Consider the following 23,877-nt stretch of genomic DNA (forward strand, 5'->3'; position numbering starts at 1 on the left):
CTTAAAAGTTAAGCTTCAATCCCAATAAGTTTGCCATTAATAAATGCCGTTAAGTTTTCCAGATTAGGAACTATGAGTGTTTGATTAGATATGAACTTTGATAAATCATACTTTTCTGCTAGTCTACTTCCGAGTATAATCGTCGGCTTATGATCTAGCATCTCAAGTGTTTGAATGTATTCTGGTAGATTTTTTAGATGATGTGAAACTGTTACTGATAAACAAATCACATCAGGCTTAGATTTATTTGCATAGTAAATGGCATGTTGTAACGGTAAATTAGGACCTAAATATTTTACATTCCAAGAGTTTTGCTTGAAAATTGATGCTGCCATCTTTATTCCAACATAGTGCTCTTCACCTTCAATACAGAATAGCATAACCTGCTTTTGACTTCCTATCACTTGCTCATCATTCTGGTCTAAGTGAAAATCGAGCTTTGTTAAAACATAATCAGCTGTTCCTGTAGCTAAATGCTCATCAGCAACACTGATTTCATCAATTTCCCATAAGTAACCTATATAATATAATGCTTCCTTTATAACATTTTCATAGATGTAGAGGGAGGTAAATCCTTCATGTAAGAGCTTCTCAATTATTTTAAATGAACTTACGGTGTCACCAAGTAAAAGAAATTGAGCAAACTTCTTAGTTAAATCAGTCATGTATGTCAGTCCTTTCTGATTTAAACTACCTCCTATTATACTCTTTCCTTCATTGTTCTTCATCTTTTAATAAGAAGAAAATAATGGTGAGTTTCGTAAAGTTATAAGACGAATTAGGTTACAGAAATCATTTATACTTTCCCTATTTTCGAATCTCTTAAACTAGTTTTTATAAAAAAGAGCATGTCAGATTCTCCTCCTAATACTTTAATTAAAACTTATCGAGTTTAATTTGTGGCGAAAATGTGGACGTATTTAGATAAATTCCATAATTTGAAATATACATCTTTTCTCAATTTGTTTTTTGTGATACATTAATTAATGTAGTTGATAATCAATCTCAACAGGTGTGAATCGTAGATAAATACACGTTCTTTTTTTTATCATTTAATGATAATGATTATCATATGTTAATTAAGTGTGAGAGGGCTCTTGGTTTGTCATACTTTTATTTACATACTTGATAGATTCAACTTGGAATAATAATTGGTTCAATTGTTGTACTAAGAATAAATAGGTTATGAGGGTTTCAAATGAGATTATGGATGCTAGGAATTGCAGCTATCGTCCTGTCTTTTATTTCGCTTTTCATCGGAGCAATTGATATTACACCAATGGACTTGCTTAATTGGGATTCAGACGAAACACATATTTTCCTAATAAGCCGAATTCCACGTTTAATTGCGATTATATTAGCGGGGGCAGGGATGAGTATTGCCGGCTTAATTATGCAGTCTTTAAGCCGAAATAAATTTGTATCACCAACAACTGCTGGGACATTAGACGCAGCAAGGCTAGGTATTTTAATTTCAATGCTATTTTTTACGAATGTAACATATACCCAGCAAGTTATTTTTAGTTTTGCTTTTGCATTGGCTGGAACATTCGTATTTATGCAGATTTTGGATCGTATAAAATTTAAAGATGTTATTTTTGTTCCATTAATTGGAATTATGTATGGGAATATTTTATCTTCCATTACCACTTTTTTAGGGTATGAAGCTGATCTACTTCAAAACCTCTCTTCCTGGCTCATGGGGAGCTTTACTTTGATTATTTCTGGTCGCTATGAACTTTTATATGTTAGTATTCCAGCCGTTATTTTAGCTTATATTTATGCAAATAAATTTACAGTAGCCGGAATGGGAGAAGATTTTGCGAAGAATCTAGGCTTAAGTTATAAGCTGATTCTAAATATTGGTCTTATTCTTGTTGCAATTATTTCAACAACAGTTGTTCTCACTGTTGGGGTTATTCCATTTTTGGGACTAATTGTACCAAATATTGTTTCTCTTTATTTAGGTGATAATTTACGCAAAACAATACCACATACCGCGGTATTGGGGGTTGTTTTCTTATTAATATGTGATATTTTAGGGCGGATCATTATTCACCCTTATGAGATTCCAGTTAATGTAACAGTGGCAGTGATAGGCAGTGCGATCTTCTTAACGATGCTACTTAGGGGGAGAGCATATGCGAAATAGAACAAAACTGATTTTATTAGTAGCTATTGCTATTGTATGTATCTTGTTTTATGGCTTTTACGATATAAAGGGCGGCTTTGACTATGCCTTTCCAAAGCGTATGCTCCGAGTTTCAGCAATGATTGTAACTGGTATTGCCATCTCTTATTCAACTGTTGTATTCCAGACAATCACACATAATCGGATTTTAACACCTTCTGTTATGGGACTTGATTCGATGTATCAAGTCGTACAAACATTAATTTACTTCTTTGCGGGTTCAATGTCAGTTTGGGTGTTAAATAAATACTTAAACTTTGGTGCAGCAATTCTTGCAATGGTAGTGTTTGCAATGCTTTTATATCGCTTTTTGTTTAGGGCTGATAAGCATCCAATCTATTTTCTACTATTAATAGGGATGATCATAGGTACACTTCTTGGAAGTTTGGTAACATTTCTACAAGTATTGATTGATCCAGTTGAATATTTAAGTCTTCAAAGCCGTTTGTTTGCAACCTTTACAAACGTAAAGGCTGAGTTGTTGTTTATCTCAATTGGTATTCTATTCTTTGCGTTTCTTTATGGCTACCTTATTATGGGGAAACTGGATGTTATGTCACTTGGCCGGGAAAATGCTATGAACCTTGGTATAAACTATGACAGTATGGTTATGAGAATTTTAATTTTATCTTCTGTTTTAATCGCAACATCAACAGCGCTTGTTGGACCAATTACATTTTTTGGACTAATTGTTGCAAATCTTTCCTATCAATATTTGGTCACATATAAACACTCTATTCACATAATAGGTGCGAGTTTAATTAGTATTATTGCACTTGTTGGTGGGCAATTCCTTGTGGAGCATATCTTTGAATTACGCACAACGTTAAGTGTCATTATTAACTTTATCGGTGGAATTTACTTTATTTATCTATTACTTAAGGAAAGTAGGGCAGCAGGATGATTGAAATCAAAGGATTAACAAAACAATTTGGTAAAAAGCCTGTTGTAGAGGATGTTTCAGTTACGATCGAGCCGGGAACCATTACATCGTTTATAGGGCCGAATGGAGCTGGTAAGTCAACACTTCTTTCTATGGTGAGCCGCTTATTAGAAGCAGATACAGGTGAAGTACTACTCGACCAAAACAATGTGAAGAAGTGGAAGTCCTCAGAATTTGCGAAGAGAGTATCTATTTTAAGGCAAGCAAACCACCTAAACGTTCGATTAACAGTTCGTGAGCTGGTTGCGTTTGGTCGCTATCCGTATTCGAAAGGACGTTTAACAGCTGAAGATGATAAATTTGTTGATCAAGCGATTGATTATATGAATTTAGCAGATATGCAAGACAAATTTTTAGATGAATTATCAGGCGGTCAGAAGCAAAGGGCATTTATTGCAATGGTCATTGCCCAGGATACTGATTATGTCTTATTAGATGAGCCTTTAAATAATTTAGATATGAAGCATTCAGTTCAAATTATGAAAATTTTACGCAGATTAGTTGATGAACTTGGAAAAACAGTTGTTATCGTTTTACATGACATTAACTTTGCATCCGTTTATTCAGATCGTATCGTTGCATTGAAAAATGGAAGGCTGATGAAAAACGGGCCAACTCATGAAATCATAAATTCTGATGCCTTACGTGAAATTTATGATATGGATATTCCTGTACAGGAGCAGAATGGATGCAGAATTTGTGTCTATTTTAATTCACATACGTAAGAAAATTAGATAAACAAGGTTAACCTAGAGAAATCAATTAGATTTCTTTAGGTATTGTTCATAAATTATTGTCATATTTTTGATAATTTAGAAAAAAAAACTAATAAACTCTTAAAAAGTTATTGACTAAAAAGTATTAATAGATCATAATGATAATCGTTATCACTGATAATGATTATCATTAACGATAAAGACTATAAAAGGGAGAGAAAAGACATGAGAAAAACAAATTTATTAATTGCATTGTTAGCAGCTATGGTATTAATGCTTGCTGCTTGTGGTTCTAACGATGAAGCTTCAACAGAACCTACAAAAAAAGAATCAACAGAAACTGCTGAAGCAGAAGGTCAAGAAGAAGCAGCAGCAGGAGAAGAAGGTCCAGCATACCCAATGACTGTATCTCCAACAGTTGCTGTAAGTGAAGGTAGAGATGGAAGTTCAACTAGTTTTGAAGATGTGGAATTTGAAAGTATGCCTGAAAAAATTGTTGTGTTCGATTATGGTTTCTTAGATACACTAGATGCACTAGGTGTTGAAGGAATTGTAGGGGTTGCAAAAGATACTAGCCTGCCAGCTCACCTTGAAAAATATGCTTCTGATGAGTATAAAAGTATTGGTAGCTTGAAGGAGCCTTTACTAGAAGATATCGCTGAAATGGCTCCTGATGTAATTTTTATCTCTGGTCGTCAGTCAGCATTCTATGAGGAACTAAAAGAAATCGCTCCTGTTGTGTTTGTGGGTACTTCACAAGATGACTACTGGAACACATTCTTATCTTCAGTAGATTTAGCAGCAAAAATGTTTGGTAAAGAAGCTGAAGCTGAAGAATACACAGCAAAGTTCGATTCAGCTTTAGAAGAAGTTAAAGCATTAGCTGGAACCTATGAAACTTCATTAGTAACAATGTACAATGAAGGTAAATTATCGGGCTTCGCATCAAACTCTAATTTTGGTTACATTTATAACATTTATGGCTTCAAACCAGTAACAGAAGATATCGAATCTTCATCACACGGTTCTAATTTCGGCTTCGAAGCAATTTTAGAATTCAATCCACAGGTATTATTTGTCATTGATCGTACAGCGGCAATTGGCGGCGAATCTAATATTGATGCTGATATGGAAAATGATATTATTAAGAAAACAGATGCTTATAAAAATGGAAAAATTGTTTATCTAGATGGCCCACTATGGTACTTAAGTGGTGGGGGTTTACAATCCGAGCTTGCCAAAATTGAAGAAGTGTTAGCTGAATTAAAATAATAATGAAAAGGACTGTTTAAAATGGTAGTGAAAGCTATCTTTAGACAGTCCTTTTTTGTTTTTGCTAAATTAATTAAACGTTTGTTTAATATATCCTTGGTAATATCATACTAGTAGAAAATGCTATGGAGGCTTCAATGAAAACACTTATTATTTTAGCACACCCTAGTAAGAATAGTTTTAATGCTTCCATTTCTTATGAGGTGGAAATGCACTTAACCAATAAAGGTCATGAGGTAAGAGTTCGTGATCTATATGCATTAAAGTTTAATCCTGTTTTGGAGGAAGATAATCATACTAATTTTTCCCAAAATAAAATATCGGAAGAAATCATAGAAGAACAAAAGAAAATTTTGTGGGCAGAAAACCTTGTGTTTATCTTTCCAACATGGTGGTGTGGTATGCCTGCAATCTTAAAGGGATACTTCGATCGGGTGTTCACAAATGGATTTGCCTTCAGGTATGAGCATTTAAAGGGTGCTGAAGGTTTACTCAAAGGGAAAAAATGTGTTGTGTTTCAAACAACAAGTCAAACGGAGGACTTTATGAAGCCAAATCAGCTTATCGCATCAATGGAAACTTCTATGGATGTTGGCATTCTAGATTATTGTGGATTAAATGTTATCACACACAAATTTTTTTATTCTGTACCGAATGTAGACAAGGATGCAAGAGAAAAAATGCTTAAGGAAGTAAAAAGTATTGTAGATATTTTATAATTTATTATTCTTATCCAATCTACTAAGTCGCTTATTATAGCAGTACCTAACTATGTTATAATTTATATAACATTAAAGGAAAGCGTGGTAGTGATCGTGAAAAAGCTATCATATTTATTAATTGTTATTGGATTAGGAATCGTAGGCTATGCAGGATGGGAGATTTTTGATACTAAAATGCAAACATCGAATTCGTTAGCTGAAGCGAAGTCGATTGTAGAATCTGCCCCTGATAAAGAAATATACAAAGAGGAAGATGGTACGTTTAAACCGCCGATAGGTGAGGCAATTGGAATCCTACATATTCCAAGATTAAATGCGGACTTGCCAATTGTAGAAGGAACAGACCCTGATGATCTTGAAAAAGGCGTTGGCCATTATAAGGGAAGCTATTATCCTAATGAAAATGGACAAATTGTTTTGTCTGGACATAGAGATACCGTTTTTCGTAAAGCGGGTGAGTTAGAAGTTGGTGATACATTTGAAGTTATATTACCGTATGGAAATTTTGAGTACGAAATTACCGGAACGAAAATCGTTGAAGCCGACGATTTAAGTATTATTACTCTTCAAAATGAGTATGAAGAGCTTTTAGTGACGACTTGCTATCCATTTAGCTATGTAGGAAATGCTCCACAACGTTATATTATTTATGCAAAAAAGAAAGAAGTATAATAAGAAACGATTTAGTATGTCATGCGACTGTGCTAAATCGTTTTTTATATTGTAGGTGTTTTATTGTGCCACTTGCTCTGATTCATGAATTAGCTTTTTTCGATAAACTATTTTTGATAATGTAACACTAAATTCATATAAAAGAACTAACGGTACAATAACCAGAATATCTGATATGAAGTCTGGGGGTGTAATAAGTACCGATATAACGATTAAGAAGAAATAAGAAATTTTTCTTGATTTTGCAAGCCTCTGTGGATTAATAATCCCAAGTCTCGTTAAAAACATAATAATAGCAGGCATCTCAAATAAAAAGCCAAAGGGTACGGTTAGATTAATCATGAATCTAAAGTATTTATCCACTGTGAAAAATGTTTCGAACTGATCACCTGCAAGTGATTGGAGAAAGGATAGGACAATTGGAAACAGTAGAAAATACCCAAATGCGATTCCTGAAATAAACAAAATGAAGATACCGGGAATAAAAGCTAACGTTACTTTTTGCTCTTCTTTTCTGAGACCAGGCTTAACAAAAAGCCAAATTTGAAATGCAGCAACAGGAATTGTAAATGTAATCGCGCTGATTCCTGCAATAGCCATGTAGATCCATAGAATATCACCAGGACCTAAGATTGCTAGTTTATCATTTAGATCTTTTACTAAGAAATGATGAATATCTTGAACGTATAGAAAAGAGATGATGAGAAAAAGAAGAAATGAAGCTAACGTAATAATTACCCTTTTTCTTAATTCACTTAAATGATCAACAACGTTCATTTCAGTAAGATCCACCTTTTACAACCCCTTTCAGAAGCCCGTATTTCTCGAATGATAAAGAAGTAAGCAGGTATGGGACCTGCCTACTTTTACTGTTTATTAACTACCTGTTTTACTATTAGGTCTCTCAATAGCTTGTAGCTTTGAGTTTTCTTCTGCTTTATCGTCTTCTTTGTTATCACCATTAACTAGATCATTTGTGGCTTTTTTAAATTCCTTAAGCGTTGAACCAAAAGCTCGTCCAATCTCAGGAAGTTTTGAAGGTCCGAAAATAATTAGTGCAATAACTAAAATAATGATTAATCCGGGAATTCCAATATTTTGTAGCATCTATCTTCCTCCAATTATCATTAATCCAAATTTACTCCATGACGCTCAAATGCTGCTGCTTCTAGAACAGACATACCTTGCGCCTTTGCAGCCTCAGCGGTTCTTTCTGAGAGTTTTGGTGCAAGATTTGCAGGAGCAGCATAGGACATTTCTCTAGCGCGTGCAGCGTTTCTGCGTTGGAACGGTCCCCAAATGGCAAAGGTCATACCAGGGTCTTGGATATTAACAAAAAGTGTGTTTCCATCTGGTGAGAAGATTGGTCCTGCAAATTCAGCATCATTGAAACTGTTCGCCGCAAAAGGATAAACTTTTCCTTCTGGAGTAATTCCCATAATGCGGTCTTGTCCATTCCCATCTTCTACAAACCAAAGGTCACCCCATGGCGTACAGCAGATATTATCTGGATATTCCATGTTCTGCGCATCATTTCCTTCATAGAAAAGCTCTAATGTATTCGTATGAGGAACGTATCGATAAACGCGTCCAAGTTTTTTGTCACCAGCAGATGTGTCATCAAACCAGAAAACACCCTCTTGGAAGAACGCACCCTCAAGTCTACTGAATTCAATACATTTTTTTTCTTTAGCTTCCTCACGGCACCAATGAGGATCTACTTCCTTCCATACAAGCTTAAATGTTTGCCCTGTTTTAAAGGTGCTTGCTGATGGATCAGTTACAGCTTCAATTGCTGCTGCATATAGGGTACCGCCTTTTTGTAATGATCCTGGTTTTTGGCTTAAGTCATTAGGTATAAAACGATAGAGGTAGCTTGGGCTTGCATCTTCGGTTAGGTAAACATATCCTGTTGAAGGGTCGATTGCACAAGCCTCGTGAGAAAAGCGTCCCATTTCCTTGATTGGCGTTTTGGACAAGTCGTTTTCTGGTTGAAGTGGGTCTACCTCGAAAACATATCCGTGGCCTTCTGAACGGTTTTCTTCACAAGTTAACCAAGTGCCCCAAGGTGTTGCTCCTCCGGCACAGTTTCTGATTGTTCCTGAAGATGTAACATATTCCTTTTTCACCTCGCGATTTGGACCTACAACTAAAGCTGATGTACCACCTTGAGCATTAGGGTCATAAGGGTTTTTTCCAAATGCTGGACCTGTAGATAACTCATGATTTCGTACAAGAATTGTTGTATTGTTCGGACCTTCAAATGCAGCCATTCCATCGAACTTTCCAGGAATAACTGTTCCGTCTGTCATTAACTCGCCTTGTCTGGAAATAATTTTGTAATGAAAACCTCTAGGTAAATCGAGAATTCCATTTGGATCTTTTAATAATTCTCCATAACCACCAAATCCAGATGTAGGTTTACCTTTAGCCTGGCTCGGTGTAGCATTTCCTACTGATAGTAACCCAGTAGTTCCTAAAGACAATGCAACTGTACTCATTCCTCCAACCTTTAGAAAATCACGACGATTCATACTTTTAAATTCTTTGTTTTCGGTCACCTGAGATTCCCTCCCCATAATTTTGGAGTCAGTTCATTGTTGTGTGTCTATGTACAAACTATCAGTCTTACGTAAACGGAATGTGAAAATTATGTAAATAATTGATGAATTCTGAAAAATGGTACAAAAGAACCGTATCTATACAAGTGTGTTAATTGTCATAGATACGGTGGACCATTTATTCAGGTAATAAAGAGAGGATATCTTGTGGAAACGTAGCTTCTACTTTAATAGATTTGTGCGAGATAGGATGAGTTAGAGAAATCTTTGCAGCATGCAAAGCCTGTCGCTGTAAGAGTTTTTTGTCTCCACCATAAAGGGTATCTCCAATGATTGGATGACCTATTGAACTTAAATGAACGCGGATTTGATGAGTTCTTCCTGTTTCAAGTTGTAGTGATACAACGGACAAGTTTTTCTTTTGGTCATAATGTTCTGTGTGATAGTGTGTTACCGCACTTTGTCCCTTTGGTGAAACTCTTCTTCGTGTAGGATGATGGCGATCCTTACCAATAGGCTTTTTGATCACACCATTTGGTGGAGACAATCTCCCATTTACAATTGAGATATATGTACGTTTAATCTTTTTTGTCTGAAGCTCTTGATCTAATAGAGAATGGGCTAAGTCATTCTTTGCAAAAACAACGGCACCAGAGGTATCTCTGTCAAGACGATGAATATGTCTTACTCTTATTTTAAGTCCACATGTTTGGTAATAGTAAGCTACGCTATTTGCCAGAGTGCCCCTCTGATTTGCCTCATTGGGATGTGTATCAATCCCAGCTGGTTTATTTACAATCAGTAGGTGATCATCTTCATAAAGGACCTGTATTGCATGATCCTCTGGTATGACTCCATAATCTTCTTCCTTGAATATATGTAGGCATAATTGATCATCTTGGAGAAGTTGATGATTCACGTCTGCTTTATGATTGTTTTTCATGATTGCTGATGTGCTGTTCCACTTTTGAATAAGAGCCTTTGAAGCGCCAAGCTTGTGCGATAATATGTAGAAAACAGTATTGTTTGCCCAGTCTACTGGGATGTTTATTTCGAGCCATTCACCGACACGTTTCATGAGGGTCACCTTTCCTTTATTGCATGTTTTGTGTAAAGAAAAGTATACAGAACAATGAATGGATGTACAATCTAGTTCCGGTAACACTTACCTCTAAAATGTTGTTATAGACTATGGTATGCTTATTACAGCTAATAAAAGGTTAATAGGAGAAAAAGGGTGATATAAGTGAAGGTTGTTGTGGCGTCAACGGACGAACAAGAAAACCACATAGCGGAGTTAATTGAACAACTGTATACCGAAATATTTCCGAGGTTTTTTCCAGATGATGAAATTTTGGAATTAAAACAACTAAAAGTGCTTCAGCCGCAAGCATCTGATCAGGTATACAATGGGACATTAAAAGATGCATTTCAAATTATTTCAAGCCTTCAAGCATTGATTGCCGTTCTTGACTTAATTAATGATTGTAAAGATGAAAAAGAATATGAAGAAATGTTTGAGCGGAATAGCCAGAACTTAAATGAATATGGTTATTTCTTTCCTTTGTCCTTTTCTCAATTTAAACATGCTGAGAGTAGGGAAGGGAAATTTAGTCAATTCATTAAGCCGGCTAATCACTTCATGATCTAGGTAGGTTTATTGAAAAAGCACGGAATCACACTTGATGTGTGAATCCGTGCTTTTTTCATTACTCAGCATTCCATTCATTTAATAATGAACGAAATGCTTCTTCTGTATTTGATCCTTCTGAACGTGCTACTTCTTTACCATCTTGATAATGAACAAGAGTAGGTGTTCCAGTTATATTGTATTGTTGCCATGCATCTTCAAATTCTAATAAATTCAGTTGGTTGATCTCGACACCAACTTCATCTGCAATTGGCATTAATACAGGGGTAGTTGCTTTACAATGCTCACATAATGGGCTGAAAAAGTAGACAACAGTATCTTCTTTGTTTTCTAATTTCTTTTCCAATTCATCTGGAAGAATAATGTTTTGATAATTAGGGTCATCGAGTTGATCAATTGTTGCGGGATCAAGATCACTCTTTCCGTACACATTTCCTTCCGCTTTTTGATTGTTTTGATACGTTGTCACAAATGCTAGTCCACCAAAAAGGATTAAAATAACTGCACCAAAAATAAGAATTTTTTTCATCTTATTTACCTGCTTTCTTTAGAATTAATAAACTTGTAATAAAAACAATTGTAAACCCAATTAGTGCTAAAAAAGGAATGGTTATAAAACCTAGCCAATTTATATACTCACCTGTACAAGGAACAATTCCGCATGAGACAGAATTTTCTCCTAAAAATGAAACCTTTTGGACTCCATAATGATAAAGAGAGATACATCCTCCAACTGCAGATAATATAAGTGTATAAAGTGCGATACCTGCATCCTTTTTATAAACACCAATTCCTAAAATAATAACTAAAGGATACATAAAAATTCGTTGATACCAACAAAGCTCACATGGAGTGTATTTTAATATTTCAGAGAAGTAAAGACTTCCTAATGTAGCAATAAACGATGCCATCCATGCTATTGATAATAAATTTTCTACTTGCTTTTTAGTAGAGCTCGACATATCATCCCTCATTCACTAATTTATGTACCATTAAAGTATAAATGCTTAGGTAATAGACTGTAAAAGAATTCAATAGAAAAAATGGAATTATCAGGGTATTTTTTGAATTTTCCTTGAATTCGAGGTATTTATGTCCTATTTTTTGATTATTTTAAGATGGATATTCTTTATAAAAACTTCTAATTATAATTCCTTTTATCTAATCCATACTAACTTTGAAAGGGAGGGATGAGTCTTGAATACAATTCAAGAGTGTATGACAACAAGTGTTGCAACTGTTTCTTCTAATCAAACGATTAAAGAAGCAGCAGAGTTGATGAGTCAAAATAATGTTGGTTCTATTCCTGTTGTTGATAATGGACAATTAAGAGGAATTATTACCGACCGTGATATTACTCTTCGCTCAACTGCTGAGGGACTTGATAGCAATACATTAGTTTCTCAAGTCATGTCAACAAACCTTGTATCTGGTCACACAAACATGTCAACTGAAGAAGCGGCAAAGGTGATGGCTCAACATCAAATTCGTCGACTTCCAATCGTTGAAAACAATCAATTAGTTGGGATTGTAGCATTAGGTGATTTGGCAACAAATCAAATGTCCGACGAAGCAGCTGGACATGCTTTAACGAATATCTCTGTACCGAATAAAACAAATTAGGATGAAGAGGCCGACACTGTTGGCCTCTTTTTGGTCATTATATCTTCTAATTATGTATAAAATAAATAACATAAGCTAAAGGAATGAATTATGTTTTTAGAAAGAAAATAAAGGGTAATAGTCACTATTAGGTATGTTCAGCAAATAAGATAAAGGAGTAACAATATGTCCGAAAAGCTAGATTTATCCAAATTCGAAAAGAAGATGATTATCCGAAATATTGAGGAAAGTGACATAGATGCGATCATCAAGCTTCAATCGAAGTGCTTTCCTGGGATGGAGCCTTGGAAGAGAGAACATTTAGAAAGTCACCTTGACCATTTTCCAGAGGGTCAATTCTGTGCTGAATTCGAAGGGAAAATCATCGGATCATGCTCAAGTTTATTATTGAATTTTGATGAATATGATGACCGACATACATGGGATGACATAACTGACAATGGTTATATCACGAACCATGATCCTGACGGCTATAATATGTATGGAATTGAAGTCATGGTACATCCCGATTACAGACGTATGAAAATTGGTCACCGCTTATATGAGGCAAGAAAAGATCTTGCAAGACGATTAAATTTAAAAAGTATTATTATTGGTGGTAGAATTCCTAATTATTATAAATATGCTGATGAGCTTTCACCAAGAGAATATGTTCAGCAAGTTTCCTTACATAAAATTTACGACCCTGTTTTGTCTTTTCAGTTATTAAACGAATTTACACTTATGAGGATTAACCCAAATTACTTATCAGATGATTTGGCTTCATACCAATACGCAACTTTAATGGAATGGAATAATGTTGATTATCAACCGAATACAAAACGTTTTTATAAAACGTCAAACCCTGTCCGGATTTGTGTTGTCCAATATATGATGAAGCAGATAGATTCTTTTGAAGAATTTGCTAAGCAAGTGGAATATTACACAGATGTAGCATCAGATGCCGGCTCAGATTTTGCTGTGTTCCCTGAAATATTCACCACTCAACTTATGTCTTTCCTAAATGAACGATCACCTAGTAAAGCGATTCAACGGTTAACAGAGTTTACAGAAGAGTATATTGAATTATTTACTGAACTGGCTGTCAGGTACAATATAAACATTATCGGCGGATCACATGTAGTTGAAGAAGAAGGGCGAATTTATAATATTGCTTATCTTTTTAGACGTGATGGAACCATTGAAAAGCAATATAAGCTTCACATTACCCCAAACGAAAGGAAATGGTGGGGAATTAGTCGTGGAGATCAGGTTAAAGTCTTTAACACAGATTGTGGGAAAATTGCCATACAAATCTGCTATGATATTGAATTCCCTGAGTTAGCAAGAATTGCCACAGACAAAGGGGCAAAAATCATCTTTACCCCGTTCTGTACAGAAGATCGTCAAGGATACTTGCGAGTACGTTACTGTGCCCAAGCACGTGCGGTGGAAAATCAAATTTACACAGTTATTGCAGGAACAGTAGGAAATCTTCCCCAAACTGAAAACATGGACATTCAATATGCACAATCTGCTATCTTTGCACCTTCTGACTTTGAATTTGCTCGTGACGGAATTGTTGGTGAATGTAACCCAAATATTGAAATGGTCATTATCGGTGATGTTGACCTTGAAATATTAAGACGTCAACGCCAATCAGGAACAGTTAATCAATTAAAAGATAGAAGAAAAGATATTTATTCGATTACTTATAAGAAGTAATTGAAAAAAGCCAACTCACTTGGGTTGGCTTTTTTGGCATGTGAGTTGTGTGTGTCTAATAAAATATAATTAGACAGAATCTGTCACAACAGAAATATCGTAACAAAATAAAAAGAATAAAAAACCTTAAGCTAGTTAATTTTTGACTCTAACGAAAGTTGTTTTAATATAACTCTAAAGGAATGTTTAAAGGAAATACTCGGAATTTGTAGAAATTCAATTATATCTAAGATATTTTTATATGCTAAAATATAAATGATTTTTACTAATTTTTGAAAAAAACTCCTAGGAGGTAAAAATGAGCTGGGAACAAAACTATCAACGTTGGAATAATAAACAAGACTTAGATTCAGAACTGAAAAATCTTTTAATTAGTATGGAAGGTAATGAAAAGGCTTTAGAAGACTGCTTTTATAAAGATTTAGAATTTGGTACAGGCGGTATGCGTGGTGAAATTGGACCAGGTACAAACCGTATGAACATATATACAGTGCGTAAAGCATCTGAAGGTTTAGCAACTTACATAGAAACATTTGGTGAGGAGGCAAAAAAACGAGGTGTAGCGATTGCTTACGACTCTCGTCATAAGTCACCAGAATTTGCAATGGAGGCTGCAAAAACATTAGCTTCTCATGGTATTCAAACATATGTATTTGAAGAATTGCGTCCAACTCCTGAGCTTTCATTTGCGGTTCGCCATTTACATGCTTTTTCAGGAATCGTTGTTACAGCCAGTCACAATCCTCCAGAATATAACGGATATAAAGTGTATGGAGAAGATGGAGGCCAATTACCACCGGCTGCAGCAGATACAGTTATTTCATATGTAAATAAAGTGGAAGATGAATTACTCATAAATGTAAAAGATGAAGACGAGTTAAAAGCACAAGGTCTAATCAAAATGCTTGGTGAAGAAATAGACCAAGCTTATACAGAAAAATTAACGACTATCTCTGTCAATCCAGAGCTTTCTAAAGAAGTAGATGTGAAGGTTGTGTTCACACCATTACATGGAACGGCTAATAAGCCGGTTAGAAGCGGTTTGAAGGCACTAGGATATCAAAATGTGACAGTTGTTAAGGAGCAGGAATTACCAGATCCAAACTTTTCGACTGTTAAATCTCCAAATCCAGAGGAGCATGATGCCTTTACTTTAGCTATTAGAGACGGTGAATCCATCGATGCTGATGTGTTAATTGGGACAGACCCAGATGCAGATCGCCTTGGGGTTGCTGTGAAAAATAATGAAGGACAATATGTTGTGCTTACCGGAAATCAAACGGGTGCATTGCTTTTACATTATTTACTTTCTCAGAAAAAAGACAAGGGAATACTTCCAAGTAACGGGGTTGTGTTGAAAACAATTGTTACTTCGGAAATTGGTCGCGATATTGCGAGTTCTTTCGGGCTTGATACAATTGATACTTTGACAGGCTTTAAATTCATTGGAGAAAAAATAAATGAATATGAGCGAACAGGTCAATATGAATTTCAATTTGGCTATGAAGAAAGCTATGGCTATTTAATTGGTGATTTTGCACGTGATAAAGATGCAGTGCAGGCAGCGTTATTATCTGTTGAGGTTGCTGCTTTCTATAAGAAAAAGGGTCTAACTTTGTATCAAGGGCTATTAGAAATTTTCAAAGAATATGGCTATTACAAAGAAGGCTTACAATCACTTACATTAAAAGGAAAAGAAGGAGCAGAGCAGATTCAAAGTATCCTTCAATCGTTTAGAACCAATCCTCCAACTGAAGTTGCTGGTAAGAAGATTGTTACTATTGAGGATTATAAATCAAGTGAACGTCAAAAAGTAACTGCTGGTACAACAGAAAAAATTAACTTACCAGGATCAAACGTATTAAAGTACATTCTTGAGGATAACTCTTGGTTCTGTGTTCGTCCATCTGGTACTGAGCCAAAAGCAAAATTCTACTTCGGGGTTAAGTGTGAAACACTTGAGCAAAGTGAACAGCAATTAGCGGCTCTAGAAGCTGGTGTTATGGAAAAAGTAAATGATTTAATTGCTACTCTTAGTAAGTAGTCTTGAAGCGGTCAACATATGTTGCCCGCTTTTTTACGTTAGTAATACTCCAATGGTCGTAGAAAAATTCATACAGATAGAGAAGGTCGTAATCGCTTAGATATTGCTATAATAAACTCAAGAAAAGGAATATGGGAGAAGAGACATGAGGGGAAAAGATAATCGAATCCATGAGTTAAATACATTAAAAACAATTGCAGAGAAACTAAACGAAGCAACAGATGTTGGGGAAATGTTGAGCGACGTGTTAAGAGAGTTACTCCATGTGACAGAGCTACCGACCGGGTGGATCTTTTTAATAGATGAAAAAGGCCAATACGAATTAGCAGCTGATTATGCGTTGCCTGCCGGATTGACATGGGAGCAAAAGAAACCGATGTGTCAGGGAGGCTGCTGGTGTCTTGATCAGTATCAGGATGGGCGGCTGAAGAAAGCTGTTAATATCATCACATGTAAGCGAATTGAGGAAGCGATAGAACAAAAATGGGGAGATACGATGGAAATTACACATCATGCAACCGTTCCTTTACGGGCAGGAAACGAAAAATTTGGTGTTCTAAATGTAGCCTCTCCTCATAAAAAGAAGTTTACAGATGAAGAGCTGGCATTGTTGGAGTCAGTTGCGTTTCAAATTGGTACAGCAATGAAACGAATACAGCTTGTTGAAAAAGAAAGATCTCATGCATTAACTAAAGAGAGAAATAGACTTGCTCAAGATTTACATGATTCAGTAAATCAGCTGTTATTTTCAATTATGTTAACAGCACGTGGAACAAAAGAGATGACGGAGCAAGAAGATGTAAAGGAAATGCTGACCTATATGCAGGAGCTTTCTCAAGAAGCTTTAACAGAGATGAAAGGCCTCATCTGGCAACTTAGACCTCAGGGATTAGAGAATGGCATAACAGCTGCATTATTCAATTATGCAAATGTACTTGGGCTAAAAATGGAATGTAATATAGAAGGTGTTTGTACACTACCAAATCATATAGAAGAAGAGCTATGGAGAGTCGGACAGGAGGCTTTAAATAACTGTAAAAAGCATGCTGAAACCAATGAAATCCGCTTTGAATTAAGTAAAACAGAATCTAGTGTCATGATGGTATTTGAGGATAACGGAAGAGGTTTTCATTACGATGAGAACCATTCAATTCCCTCATTAGGGCTAAAAGGAATGAGAGAGCGAGTCATACGGTTAAAAGGGAATTTTTCATTACAAAGTATACTAGGCGTTGGCACGAAAATTGAAATAATTATTCCGTTAAAATGAGAGGGATAGAAAAATGACGAAAATAAAAGTTGTTATTGCAGATGATCATCATGTGGTTCGAAGAGGATTGCTCTTTTTTCTTAAAACGCAACAAGATATAGAGGTAATAGGTGAGGCGAAAAATGGTCAGGAAGCGGTGGACATGGTGTCAAAGTTAAATCCTGATGTTGTTTTAATGGACCTATCCATGCCGATTATGGATGGAGTCATGGCAACGAAAGCAATTAGAGAGGCCGAAAATGAAGTTAAAATTATTATTCTGACTAGCTATGCAGATCAAGATCATGTTATTCCTGCTATTCGCGCTGGAGCATCTGGTTATCAATTAAAAGACATTGAGCCAGATGAACTTGTTCAAACAATACGAGATGTATTAAAAGGTGAAAGCAAGTTGCACCCAAAGGTAACGTCACATGTTATGACACATCTCTCCGGGCAAAATTCAAATCAACAAACAAAGCTCGATGAATTAACAAGAAGAGAGAAGGAAGTTTTAAACGAGCTTGCTAAAGGGAAAAGCAATAAAGAAATAGCCAGTGCTTTGTATATTACCGAAAAAACAGTTAAAACGCATATATCAAATATTCTCTCAAAGTTACAGCTTTCTGATCGGACTCAAGCAGCGATTTATGCTGTGAAAAATGGATACTTAAAGGAGTAGATTTACATGAATATCTTAGTTTTAAATGGCGGGCCTAGAAAAACTGGAAGAACGAAAATGGCTGCAGCCTTTATAGATAGAACATACAATGCCAATCATTTTGACTTAAGTGAACGAGAACTGCCTCTATTCAATGGAGATGAAACTCGGGCTCACCTTCAAGTGATTCAGGAATTAAAGAAATCTGTTACTGACGCAGATGCTGTTGTACTATTATCACCAGAGTATCATAATGGAATGAGCGGGGCTTTGAAAAATGCTCTGGATTTTTTAAGTAGTGAACAGTTTGCACATAAGCCTGTTGCGATCATATCAGTTGCCGGTGGGGGAAAAGGTGGAATCAACGCTCTAAATAACATGAGAACAGTGATGAGAGGTGTCTATGCTCATGTTATTCCAAAACAAGTGGTCCTTGACCCTGATTGTTTTGACTATGATCAAAAAGGATTGGTTAATGAATCAGCTGCACTTGTTCATTCATTAATTGAAGAATTAACGTTATACACAAAGGCATTTCATAAAAAATAGGTAATAGAAAAGACTGACTAAGGATTGTATAGCCAATACGATCCTAGTCAGTCTTTTTTTATTGTAAAAATTCTAATTCAGGTTCTTCCTCTACAGCGTGATCAATATATCTTAACAATGAATAAAGCTGTTTTTCAACTTCTGTATAATCATGTTCAAAATTATAGGCATGTAGAAAATGCTCAATTTTTTTTGATAAAAAATCATCTTTTGTACGGACCATAAGAATAAGCAAGTTATCCCATTGTGAACGATGTGTGTAATACAATGCTTTGTCATAATCTACATTGTTCATTTTTTATAATCCCTCCTTCTTAAGGAGATAAGATTATTGTATGTGAAAAGTACTTTTTTTTACTGAGAAAAACTTGGTGTTGTTGCCATAGAGCCTATGGAAGTGATTACCCTTATAAAATGAAATCAATGTGGAAACCTAAGGCGAAAAAGGGGGTGAAAATGACGAAGAAAGTAATCATCTTTTTGGTTGTTTTCCTTATCGTACAGGATGTAAAAGCCGAAGAGCCTGAAATGTATACATATAAAACAATGAAAACGAACATGTTAGAGCTTTCTAAACGATATGAGTTAGAAGTGAAAGAATTTGGACAATCGGAGTTTGGACGAGACCTCCTTGCCATAAAAGTAGGTAAAGGAAAGAGGTCAATCTTAATAACAGGAAGTCACCACGGTCGTGAGTGGATGTCAACACATATCATCATGAAAATGATTAAGGAATATGCAAGTGCTTATCAACATAAGCAAACATTATTTGGGCATAACCTGAATATATTGGATGATGTATCAATATGGTTTGTCCCGATGGTTAACCCAGATGGAGTGACCATACAGCAGCAGGGAATTGATCACTTTCCATTTCTTCTTCAGGAAATATACGTAGATATGAATGAGGGGGAAAATAACTTTTTAAGGTGGAAAGCCAATGCCCTTGGAGTAGACTTAAATAGACAATATCCTGCTGGATGGGAGAAGATTAAAGGTGATACAGCTTATGCATCATATTCTCATTACAAAGGAGAAAAACCTTTAGAAGCAAAAGAGACTAGGGCACTAGTGGATTTTACCGAAAAAATTCAGCCGCTTACATCGGCTGCTTACCATACTTCTGGACGTGAACTTTATTGGTACTATTATAATGAGTTAAGCCATCTTCAAAGAGATTATCAATTAGTCGATATAATTGCCGAAAAAACAGGCTATAAAGTTTCTTATCCACCTTATAATGCAATTGGTGGTGGATATACAGATTGGTTTATTCAATCATACCAAAGACCTGCACTAACGATTGAACTTAGTTACCCAGTTGAAGAAACAAATCCTCCATTATCAGTGTTGCCTGAGGAATGGAAACGGAACAAAGAAGTAGGATTCATCATATGTAAATTTGCCAAAGAAGAACTGTTGGAAAAAGAATAACCTGTGAATATGAAAGGTGAAAAAGGGGACATTAATAAAAAATGTTCTGTGGAGGAAAAAATGAAAAAAAATTCTCTATCTAAACTTTTAATTACATTTGTAGCGCTATTCATTGTACTATCAGCAGGAATGAAAGCATATGGTGAACCAAATCCAGATGAGACTGACTATAAAAAATGGAGTCGAATTGCGGTTTCCTCGGTCAAAGAAAAATACCCTGATGCTGAACTAACGGATTATAAGTATGTAGGCCGGAAGGAAGTTAACGAAAAAGAAACAAGGGATACATTTCATATTAAATGTACTCAACAAAATAGATCATTTATTGTAAAGGCTGATGTTGTGTTCAATCCAACAACTGGAAAGCTTATTACTGTTAATATAGAAGAACTTAGAGAAGGTGGACTTTAATTGTCACCTTCTTCTTATTTATTTAATGAAAAGTAATGTAACAGAGCTGACTGATTTTTGGCAACATCTGCCAAAGTATATTGATCCAATACTTCCAAGTATGCTTGAAGTGCTTTATTTAAAACATGTTTAAGTCCGCAGGCTGGTGAAATAACACATTGATTATTTTCTTTATCAAAGCATTCAACAAGATGAAAATCTTCCTCCGTTTTGCGGACAATTTCACCTATGTTTATTTCCTCAGGAGCCTTTGCTAACCGAATTCCACCATTTCTGCCGCGAATCGTTTCAATCACATTCATTTTTCCGAGCTCATATGTTACCTTCATTAAATGGTTTTTAGAAATATTATAAATCTCTGCAATTTCTTTTATGTTAGAGAGTTCTTCCTTCGGTTTTGTTGCTAAATATACTAGGACTCTTAATGAGTAATCTGTGTAAAGAGTTAAGCGCATGTATATAACCTCACATCTTTTTAATGTAGAACTGAGTGTAACTTGATTATATTGCTATATTATCACAACTTTATTTCTGTGCACGAAATATGTTCGAAAATGTGACAGCTTTTTAAAAGATGTATTTTAGATATTGCTTTAAGAGTTAAGGGTGAACTATGATAAAGATGTATTTAAAATACTACTTTAGGGGTGGATAAAATGTTATCCAATAAAACGATAGAAATCGTTAAATCAACAGCACCTGTTCTAGCTGAACGAGGAACAGAAATTACTACACATTTTTATAAGAGTTTATTTAAAGATTATCCTGAGCTATTAAATATTTTTAACCATGCAAATCAAAAGCAAGGAAGACAGCAAGCCGCTCTAGCAAATACAGTATACGCAGCAGCTACATATATCGATCAATTAGAAGTACTTTTACCAGCTGTAAAGCAAATTGCTCATAAACATAGAAGCTTAAATGTAAAGAAGGAACATTATCCAATCGTAGGAGAATATTTATTAAAGGCAATCAAAGAGGTGTTAGGAGATGCTGCTACCCCAGATATAATTGAGGCATGGGGAGAAGCTTATCAAGTGATAGCTCAAGTATTTATTGATGTAGAGCAGGAAATGTATGATCAAGCAAAAGAAGAAGCATGGGATGAATTCAAACCATTCCGTGTTGTAAATAAAGTGAAGGAAAGCTCACTTATTACCTCTTTTTACTTAGAGCCAGTTGATGGTTCAAAGGTTCCGAATTTTATTCCAGGGCAATATGTGACAGTCCGCCTTTCTATCCCAGGTGAGAAATATCTATTTAACAGACAATACAGCTTATCCGATGCACCTGGTAAAAATACTTTTAGAATTTCTGTTAAAAGAGAAAGAGATCATGTTAAAGAAGATGGCATGGTATCCAATTATCTGCATGATTTCGTAAATGTGAATGATGAAATTGAATTAACAGCCCCAGCAGGTGATTTTGTGCTGGAAAATCAAAAGCATCAGCATGTTCATTTCATTAGTGGTGGCGTCGGGATTACTCCAATGATGAGTATGCTAAACTATCTAGCTGATTCTCAGGCTGAAAGAGAAATAACATTTATACATGCAGCAAAAAATGGGGAAGTGCATGCATTTGCTGAAGAAACACAAAAAAGTATTCAATCTCTAGCCAATGCGAAGGAATGTATTATTTACGAAACACCGAATGAGCTAGACCGTAAGAATCAAAACTTTATAGCAGAAGGCTATCTTAATGCAGAACTGCTGAATAAACTTATCGATAAAAATGGAGCTTTTTATATCTGTGGGCCGGTAGCCTTCATGAAAAATGTGATTGGATATCTTGAAGATCTTGGTGTAAAAACAGAAAATATCCATTATGAATTCTTTGGTCCTTCTGTTAGTTTAAAGGATTATCAGAATGCTTAAGAATATGAAATAAAACAAACCCTTTCATGTTTTCCCTCTTAAGTACATACATTTAAGATAACAAAAGCTTAGGGGGGAGACTATGAAAGAAACTGATCAAAAGGCCCTGGAATATGCAATTTCAGAAATTACCGAGATTGCTAAAGGCTTTGGACTTGATTTTTATCCAATGAGATATGAAATTTGTCCTGCTGATATTATTTATACATTTGGTGCTTACGGTATGCCAACGAGATTTTCACACTGGAGCTTTGGTAAGCAATTTCATAAAATGAAGCTTCAATATGACTTAGGATTAAGTAAAATCTATGAGCTTGTCATAAACTCAGACCCATGCTATGCCTTCCTATTAGATACGAACTCCCTTATTCAGAATAAGTTAATTGTTGCCCACGTTTTAGCTCATTGTGACTTCTTTAAAAATAATTCTCGATTTAGCAATACAAAAAGGGAAATGGTTGAGAGTATGTCAGCCACTGCAGAACGAATTAAACAATACGAAATTTTATACGGTAGACATGAGGTTGAGACATTTTTAGATGCCGTTCTTTCCATCCAGGAGCATATTGATCCTTCACTTGTTCGGCCGAAACTCTCGTGGACAATTGATGATATTGAATTTGATGAGACGGAAGAGGATAAAGCAGCAACACCTTATGATGACCTATGGAATCTTGATAAAAAGCAAGAGAAAAAGATTGTCTCTAAAAAGAAAAGAAAGAAGCTTCCGCCATCTCCCGAAAAAGACATTCTTTTATTCATTGAAGAATATAGCCGGGAGTTAGAAGATTGGCAGCGTGATATTTTAACAATGATGCGTGAAGAAATGCTTTATTTTTGGCCTCAATTAGAAACGAAAATCATGAACGAAGGCTGGGCTTCGTATTGGCATCAGCGTATTATCCGAGAGATGGATCTTACTTCAGATGAAGCAGTTGAGTTCGCTAAGCTAAATGCTGGTGTTGTACAGCCATCAAAAACGAGTATTAATCCATATTATCTTGGTTTAAAAATCTTTGAAGATATAGAAGAACGCTATAATAATCCAACAGAAGAAATGAAAATGTTTGGTGCAAAGCCAGGCTCAGGTCGAGAAAAAATGTTTGAGGTTCGTGAAGTAGAATCAGATATCTCCTTTATCCGCAATTACTTAACAAAGGATCTCGTGTTAAGAGAAGATATGTATCTTTTCCAAAAGCAAGGACGCGATTATAAAATTGTTGATAAAGAGTGGGAAGGAGTCCGTGATCAACTAGTTAGTATGCGGGTGAACGGCGGATTCCCTTATATTACAGTTAACGATGGAGATTACTTAAAAAACAACGAACTTTACCTAAAGCATTGGTTTGAGGATATTGAGCTTGATTTAAAATATCTAGAGAAAGTTCTTCCATATGTATACCAGCTTTGGGGTAGACCAGTGCATATGGAAAGTGTTTTAGAAGGAAAAGCTGTATTGTTTTCTTATGATGGGAAGAGTGTGTCGAGGAAGTATCTATAGAGTGAAAAGTCACTGGAAAAGTACCAGTGACTTTTCTTATTGTATTCTTTTATACACGGCCAATAGATAATCTCGATTTATTATTTATTAACAAGA

26 protein-coding genes are annotated in these 23,877 nt (G+C 35.4%); 17 read left to right on the plus strand and 9 right to left on the minus strand.

Annotated features, from left to right (window positions below):
- Positions 1 to 8: 8 nt before the first annotated feature.
- Positions 9 to 665, minus strand: coding sequence for a cobalamin B12-binding domain-containing protein (locus D9842_RS23490; protein WP_162987539.1), 657 nt, complete (start codon positions 663 to 665; stop codon positions 9 to 11).
- 533 nt (positions 666 to 1,198) lie between these two features.
- On the opposite strand from D9842_RS23490, the gene D9842_RS23495 reads away from it, so the two are divergent.
- The 6 genes from D9842_RS23495 (at position 1,199) to D9842_RS23520 (ending at position 6,516) form a co-directional block, all read left to right on the plus strand.
- The gene (locus D9842_RS23495; protein ID WP_121664537.1) at positions 1,199 to 2,152 is read left to right on the plus strand and encodes an ABC transporter permease; all 954 of its coding nucleotides are present in this window, start codon (positions 1,199 to 1,201) and stop codon (positions 2,150 to 2,152) included.
- Entirely contained in the window at positions 2,142 to 3,095 is a 954-nt protein-coding gene (locus D9842_RS23500) for an iron chelate uptake ABC transporter family permease subunit (protein WP_121664538.1), read from the plus strand. Before D9842_RS23495 ends, D9842_RS23500 begins: the two co-directional genes overlap by 11 nt.
- Complete coding sequence (locus tag D9842_RS23505) at positions 3,092 to 3,859, plus strand: iron ABC transporter ATP-binding protein (protein WP_121664539.1); 768 nt, start codon at positions 3,092 to 3,094, stop codon at positions 3,857 to 3,859. The genes D9842_RS23500 and D9842_RS23505 overlap by 4 nt, the downstream gene beginning before the upstream one ends.
- 216 nt (positions 3,860 to 4,075) lie before the next feature.
- Positions 4,076 to 5,122 (plus strand): siderophore ABC transporter substrate-binding protein, encoded by a 1,047-nt coding sequence (locus D9842_RS23510; protein WP_121664540.1) that lies wholly within the window; start codon positions 4,076 to 4,078, stop codon positions 5,120 to 5,122.
- A 137-nt stretch (positions 5,123 to 5,259) separates the two neighbouring features.
- Complete coding sequence (locus D9842_RS23515) at positions 5,260 to 5,841, plus strand: NAD(P)H-dependent oxidoreductase (protein WP_162987540.1); 582 nt, start codon at positions 5,260 to 5,262, stop codon at positions 5,839 to 5,841.
- A gap of 93 nt (positions 5,842 to 5,934) precedes the next feature.
- The gene (locus tag D9842_RS23520; protein WP_373995132.1) at positions 5,935 to 6,516 is read left to right on the plus strand and encodes a class D sortase; all 582 of its coding nucleotides are present in this window, start codon (positions 5,935 to 5,937) and stop codon (positions 6,514 to 6,516) included.
- A 60-nt stretch (positions 6,517 to 6,576) separates the two neighbouring features.
- Here D9842_RS23520 and tatC read toward each other — a convergent pair whose 3' ends face one another.
- The 4 genes from tatC to D9842_RS23540 form a co-directional block, all read right to left on the minus strand.
- Positions 6,577 to 7,293 (minus strand): twin-arginine translocase subunit TatC, encoded by a 717-nt coding sequence (gene tatC / locus D9842_RS23525; protein WP_285842869.1) that lies wholly within the window; start codon positions 7,291 to 7,293, stop codon positions 6,577 to 6,579.
- Positions 7,294 to 7,392: 99 nt separating this feature from the next.
- On the minus strand, positions 7,393 to 7,623 hold the full coding sequence (tatA, locus tag D9842_RS23530; protein WP_121664544.1) for a twin-arginine translocase TatA/TatE family subunit: 231 nt from the start codon (positions 7,621 to 7,623) through the stop codon (positions 7,393 to 7,395).
- A 20-nt stretch (positions 7,624 to 7,643) separates the two neighbouring features.
- Positions 7,644 to 9,077 (minus strand): alkaline phosphatase PhoX, encoded by a 1,434-nt coding sequence (locus D9842_RS23535; protein ID WP_232273652.1) that lies wholly within the window; start codon positions 9,075 to 9,077, stop codon positions 7,644 to 7,646.
- A 178-nt stretch (positions 9,078 to 9,255) separates the two neighbouring features.
- On the minus strand, positions 9,256 to 10,155 hold the full coding sequence (locus D9842_RS23540; protein WP_121664546.1) for an RluA family pseudouridine synthase: 900 nt from the start codon (positions 10,153 to 10,155) through the stop codon (positions 9,256 to 9,258).
- Positions 10,156 to 10,323: 168 nt separating this feature from the next.
- On the opposite strand from D9842_RS23540, the gene D9842_RS23545 reads away from it, so the two are divergent.
- Entirely contained in the window at positions 10,324 to 10,728 is a 405-nt protein-coding gene (locus tag D9842_RS23545; protein WP_121664547.1) for a DUF5365 family protein, read from the plus strand.
- Positions 10,729 to 10,786: 58 nt separating this feature from the next.
- On the opposite strand, the gene D9842_RS23550 is transcribed toward D9842_RS23545, so the two are convergent.
- Both D9842_RS23550 and D9842_RS23555 read right to left on the minus strand, forming a co-directional pair.
- The gene (locus tag D9842_RS23550; protein ID WP_121664548.1) at positions 10,787 to 11,257 is read right to left on the minus strand and encodes a thioredoxin family protein; all 471 of its coding nucleotides are present in this window, start codon (positions 11,255 to 11,257) and stop codon (positions 10,787 to 10,789) included.
- Between the two features lies 1 nt (position 11,258).
- Positions 11,259 to 11,690: a disulfide oxidoreductase gene (locus D9842_RS23555; RefSeq protein ID WP_121664549.1), complete on the minus strand. Its 432-nt coding sequence runs from the start codon at positions 11,688 to 11,690 to the stop codon at positions 11,259 to 11,261.
- Between the two features lie 256 nt (positions 11,691 to 11,946).
- Here D9842_RS23555 and D9842_RS23560 point away from each other — a divergent pair, with 256 nt between their 5' ends.
- The 6 genes from D9842_RS23560 (at position 11,947) to D9842_RS23585 (ending at position 18,558) form a co-directional block, all read left to right on the plus strand.
- On the plus strand, positions 11,947 to 12,351 hold the full coding sequence (locus tag D9842_RS23560; RefSeq protein ID WP_373995133.1) for a CBS domain-containing protein: 405 nt from the start codon (positions 11,947 to 11,949) through the stop codon (positions 12,349 to 12,351).
- A gap of 165 nt (positions 12,352 to 12,516) precedes the next feature.
- The gene (locus D9842_RS23565; RefSeq protein ID WP_121664551.1) at positions 12,517 to 14,055 is read left to right on the plus strand and encodes a bifunctional GNAT family N-acetyltransferase/carbon-nitrogen hydrolase family protein; all 1,539 of its coding nucleotides are present in this window, start codon (positions 12,517 to 12,519) and stop codon (positions 14,053 to 14,055) included.
- Between the two features lie 298 nt (positions 14,056 to 14,353).
- Positions 14,354 to 16,099, plus strand: coding sequence for a phospho-sugar mutase (locus tag D9842_RS23570; RefSeq protein WP_121664552.1), 1,746 nt, complete (start codon positions 14,354 to 14,356; stop codon positions 16,097 to 16,099).
- A gap of 145 nt (positions 16,100 to 16,244) precedes the next feature.
- Positions 16,245 to 17,369 (plus strand): GAF domain-containing sensor histidine kinase, encoded by a 1,125-nt coding sequence (locus D9842_RS23575; RefSeq protein WP_121664553.1) that lies wholly within the window; start codon positions 16,245 to 16,247, stop codon positions 17,367 to 17,369.
- Positions 17,370 to 17,382: 13 nt separating this feature from the next.
- The gene (locus D9842_RS23580) at positions 17,383 to 18,030 is read left to right on the plus strand and encodes a response regulator (RefSeq protein WP_121664554.1); all 648 of its coding nucleotides are present in this window, start codon (positions 17,383 to 17,385) and stop codon (positions 18,028 to 18,030) included.
- 6 nt (positions 18,031 to 18,036) lie between these two features.
- The gene (locus D9842_RS23585; protein WP_121664555.1) at positions 18,037 to 18,558 is read left to right on the plus strand and encodes an NADPH-dependent FMN reductase; all 522 of its coding nucleotides are present in this window, start codon (positions 18,037 to 18,039) and stop codon (positions 18,556 to 18,558) included.
- 58 nt (positions 18,559 to 18,616) lie between these two features.
- On the opposite strand, the gene D9842_RS23590 is transcribed toward D9842_RS23585, so the two are convergent.
- Positions 18,617 to 18,853 carry a YhdB family protein gene (locus tag D9842_RS23590; RefSeq protein ID WP_121664556.1) on the minus strand — a complete coding sequence of 79 codons (237 nt, stop codon included), beginning with the start codon at positions 18,851 to 18,853 and terminating at the stop codon, positions 18,617 to 18,619.
- A 161-nt stretch (positions 18,854 to 19,014) separates the two neighbouring features.
- On the opposite strand from D9842_RS23590, the gene D9842_RS23595 reads away from it, so the two are divergent.
- Both D9842_RS23595 and D9842_RS23600 read left to right on the plus strand, forming a co-directional pair.
- Positions 19,015 to 19,992 carry a M14 family metallopeptidase gene (locus tag D9842_RS23595; RefSeq protein WP_162987541.1) on the plus strand — a complete coding sequence of 326 codons (978 nt, stop codon included), beginning with the start codon at positions 19,015 to 19,017 and terminating at the stop codon, positions 19,990 to 19,992.
- A gap of 60 nt (positions 19,993 to 20,052) precedes the next feature.
- Positions 20,053 to 20,403, plus strand: coding sequence for a DUF3889 domain-containing protein (locus D9842_RS23600; protein ID WP_162987542.1), 351 nt, complete (start codon positions 20,053 to 20,055; stop codon positions 20,401 to 20,403).
- Positions 20,404 to 20,417: 14 nt separating this feature from the next.
- Here the strand turns inward: D9842_RS23600 and D9842_RS23605 are convergent, their stop codons facing one another.
- Positions 20,418 to 20,858 (minus strand): RrF2 family transcriptional regulator, encoded by a 441-nt coding sequence (locus D9842_RS23605; RefSeq protein WP_121664559.1) that lies wholly within the window; start codon positions 20,856 to 20,858, stop codon positions 20,418 to 20,420.
- 201 nt (positions 20,859 to 21,059) lie between these two features.
- Between D9842_RS23605 and hmpA the strand changes: the two genes are divergently transcribed.
- Complete coding sequence (gene hmpA, locus D9842_RS23610; RefSeq protein ID WP_121664560.1) at positions 21,060 to 22,280, plus strand: NO-inducible flavohemoprotein; 1,221 nt, start codon at positions 21,060 to 21,062, stop codon at positions 22,278 to 22,280.
- A gap of 82 nt (positions 22,281 to 22,362) precedes the next feature.
- Positions 22,363 to 23,781 (plus strand): SpoVR family protein, encoded by a 1,419-nt coding sequence (locus D9842_RS23615; RefSeq protein WP_121664561.1) that lies wholly within the window; start codon positions 22,363 to 22,365, stop codon positions 23,779 to 23,781.
- Positions 23,782 to 23,877 lie beyond the last annotated feature (96 nt).

The organism is Metabacillus litoralis, from assembly GCF_003667825.1.
In the GTDB taxonomy this organism is placed as follows: Bacteria; Bacillota; Bacilli; order Bacillales; family Bacillaceae; genus Metabacillus; species Metabacillus litoralis_B.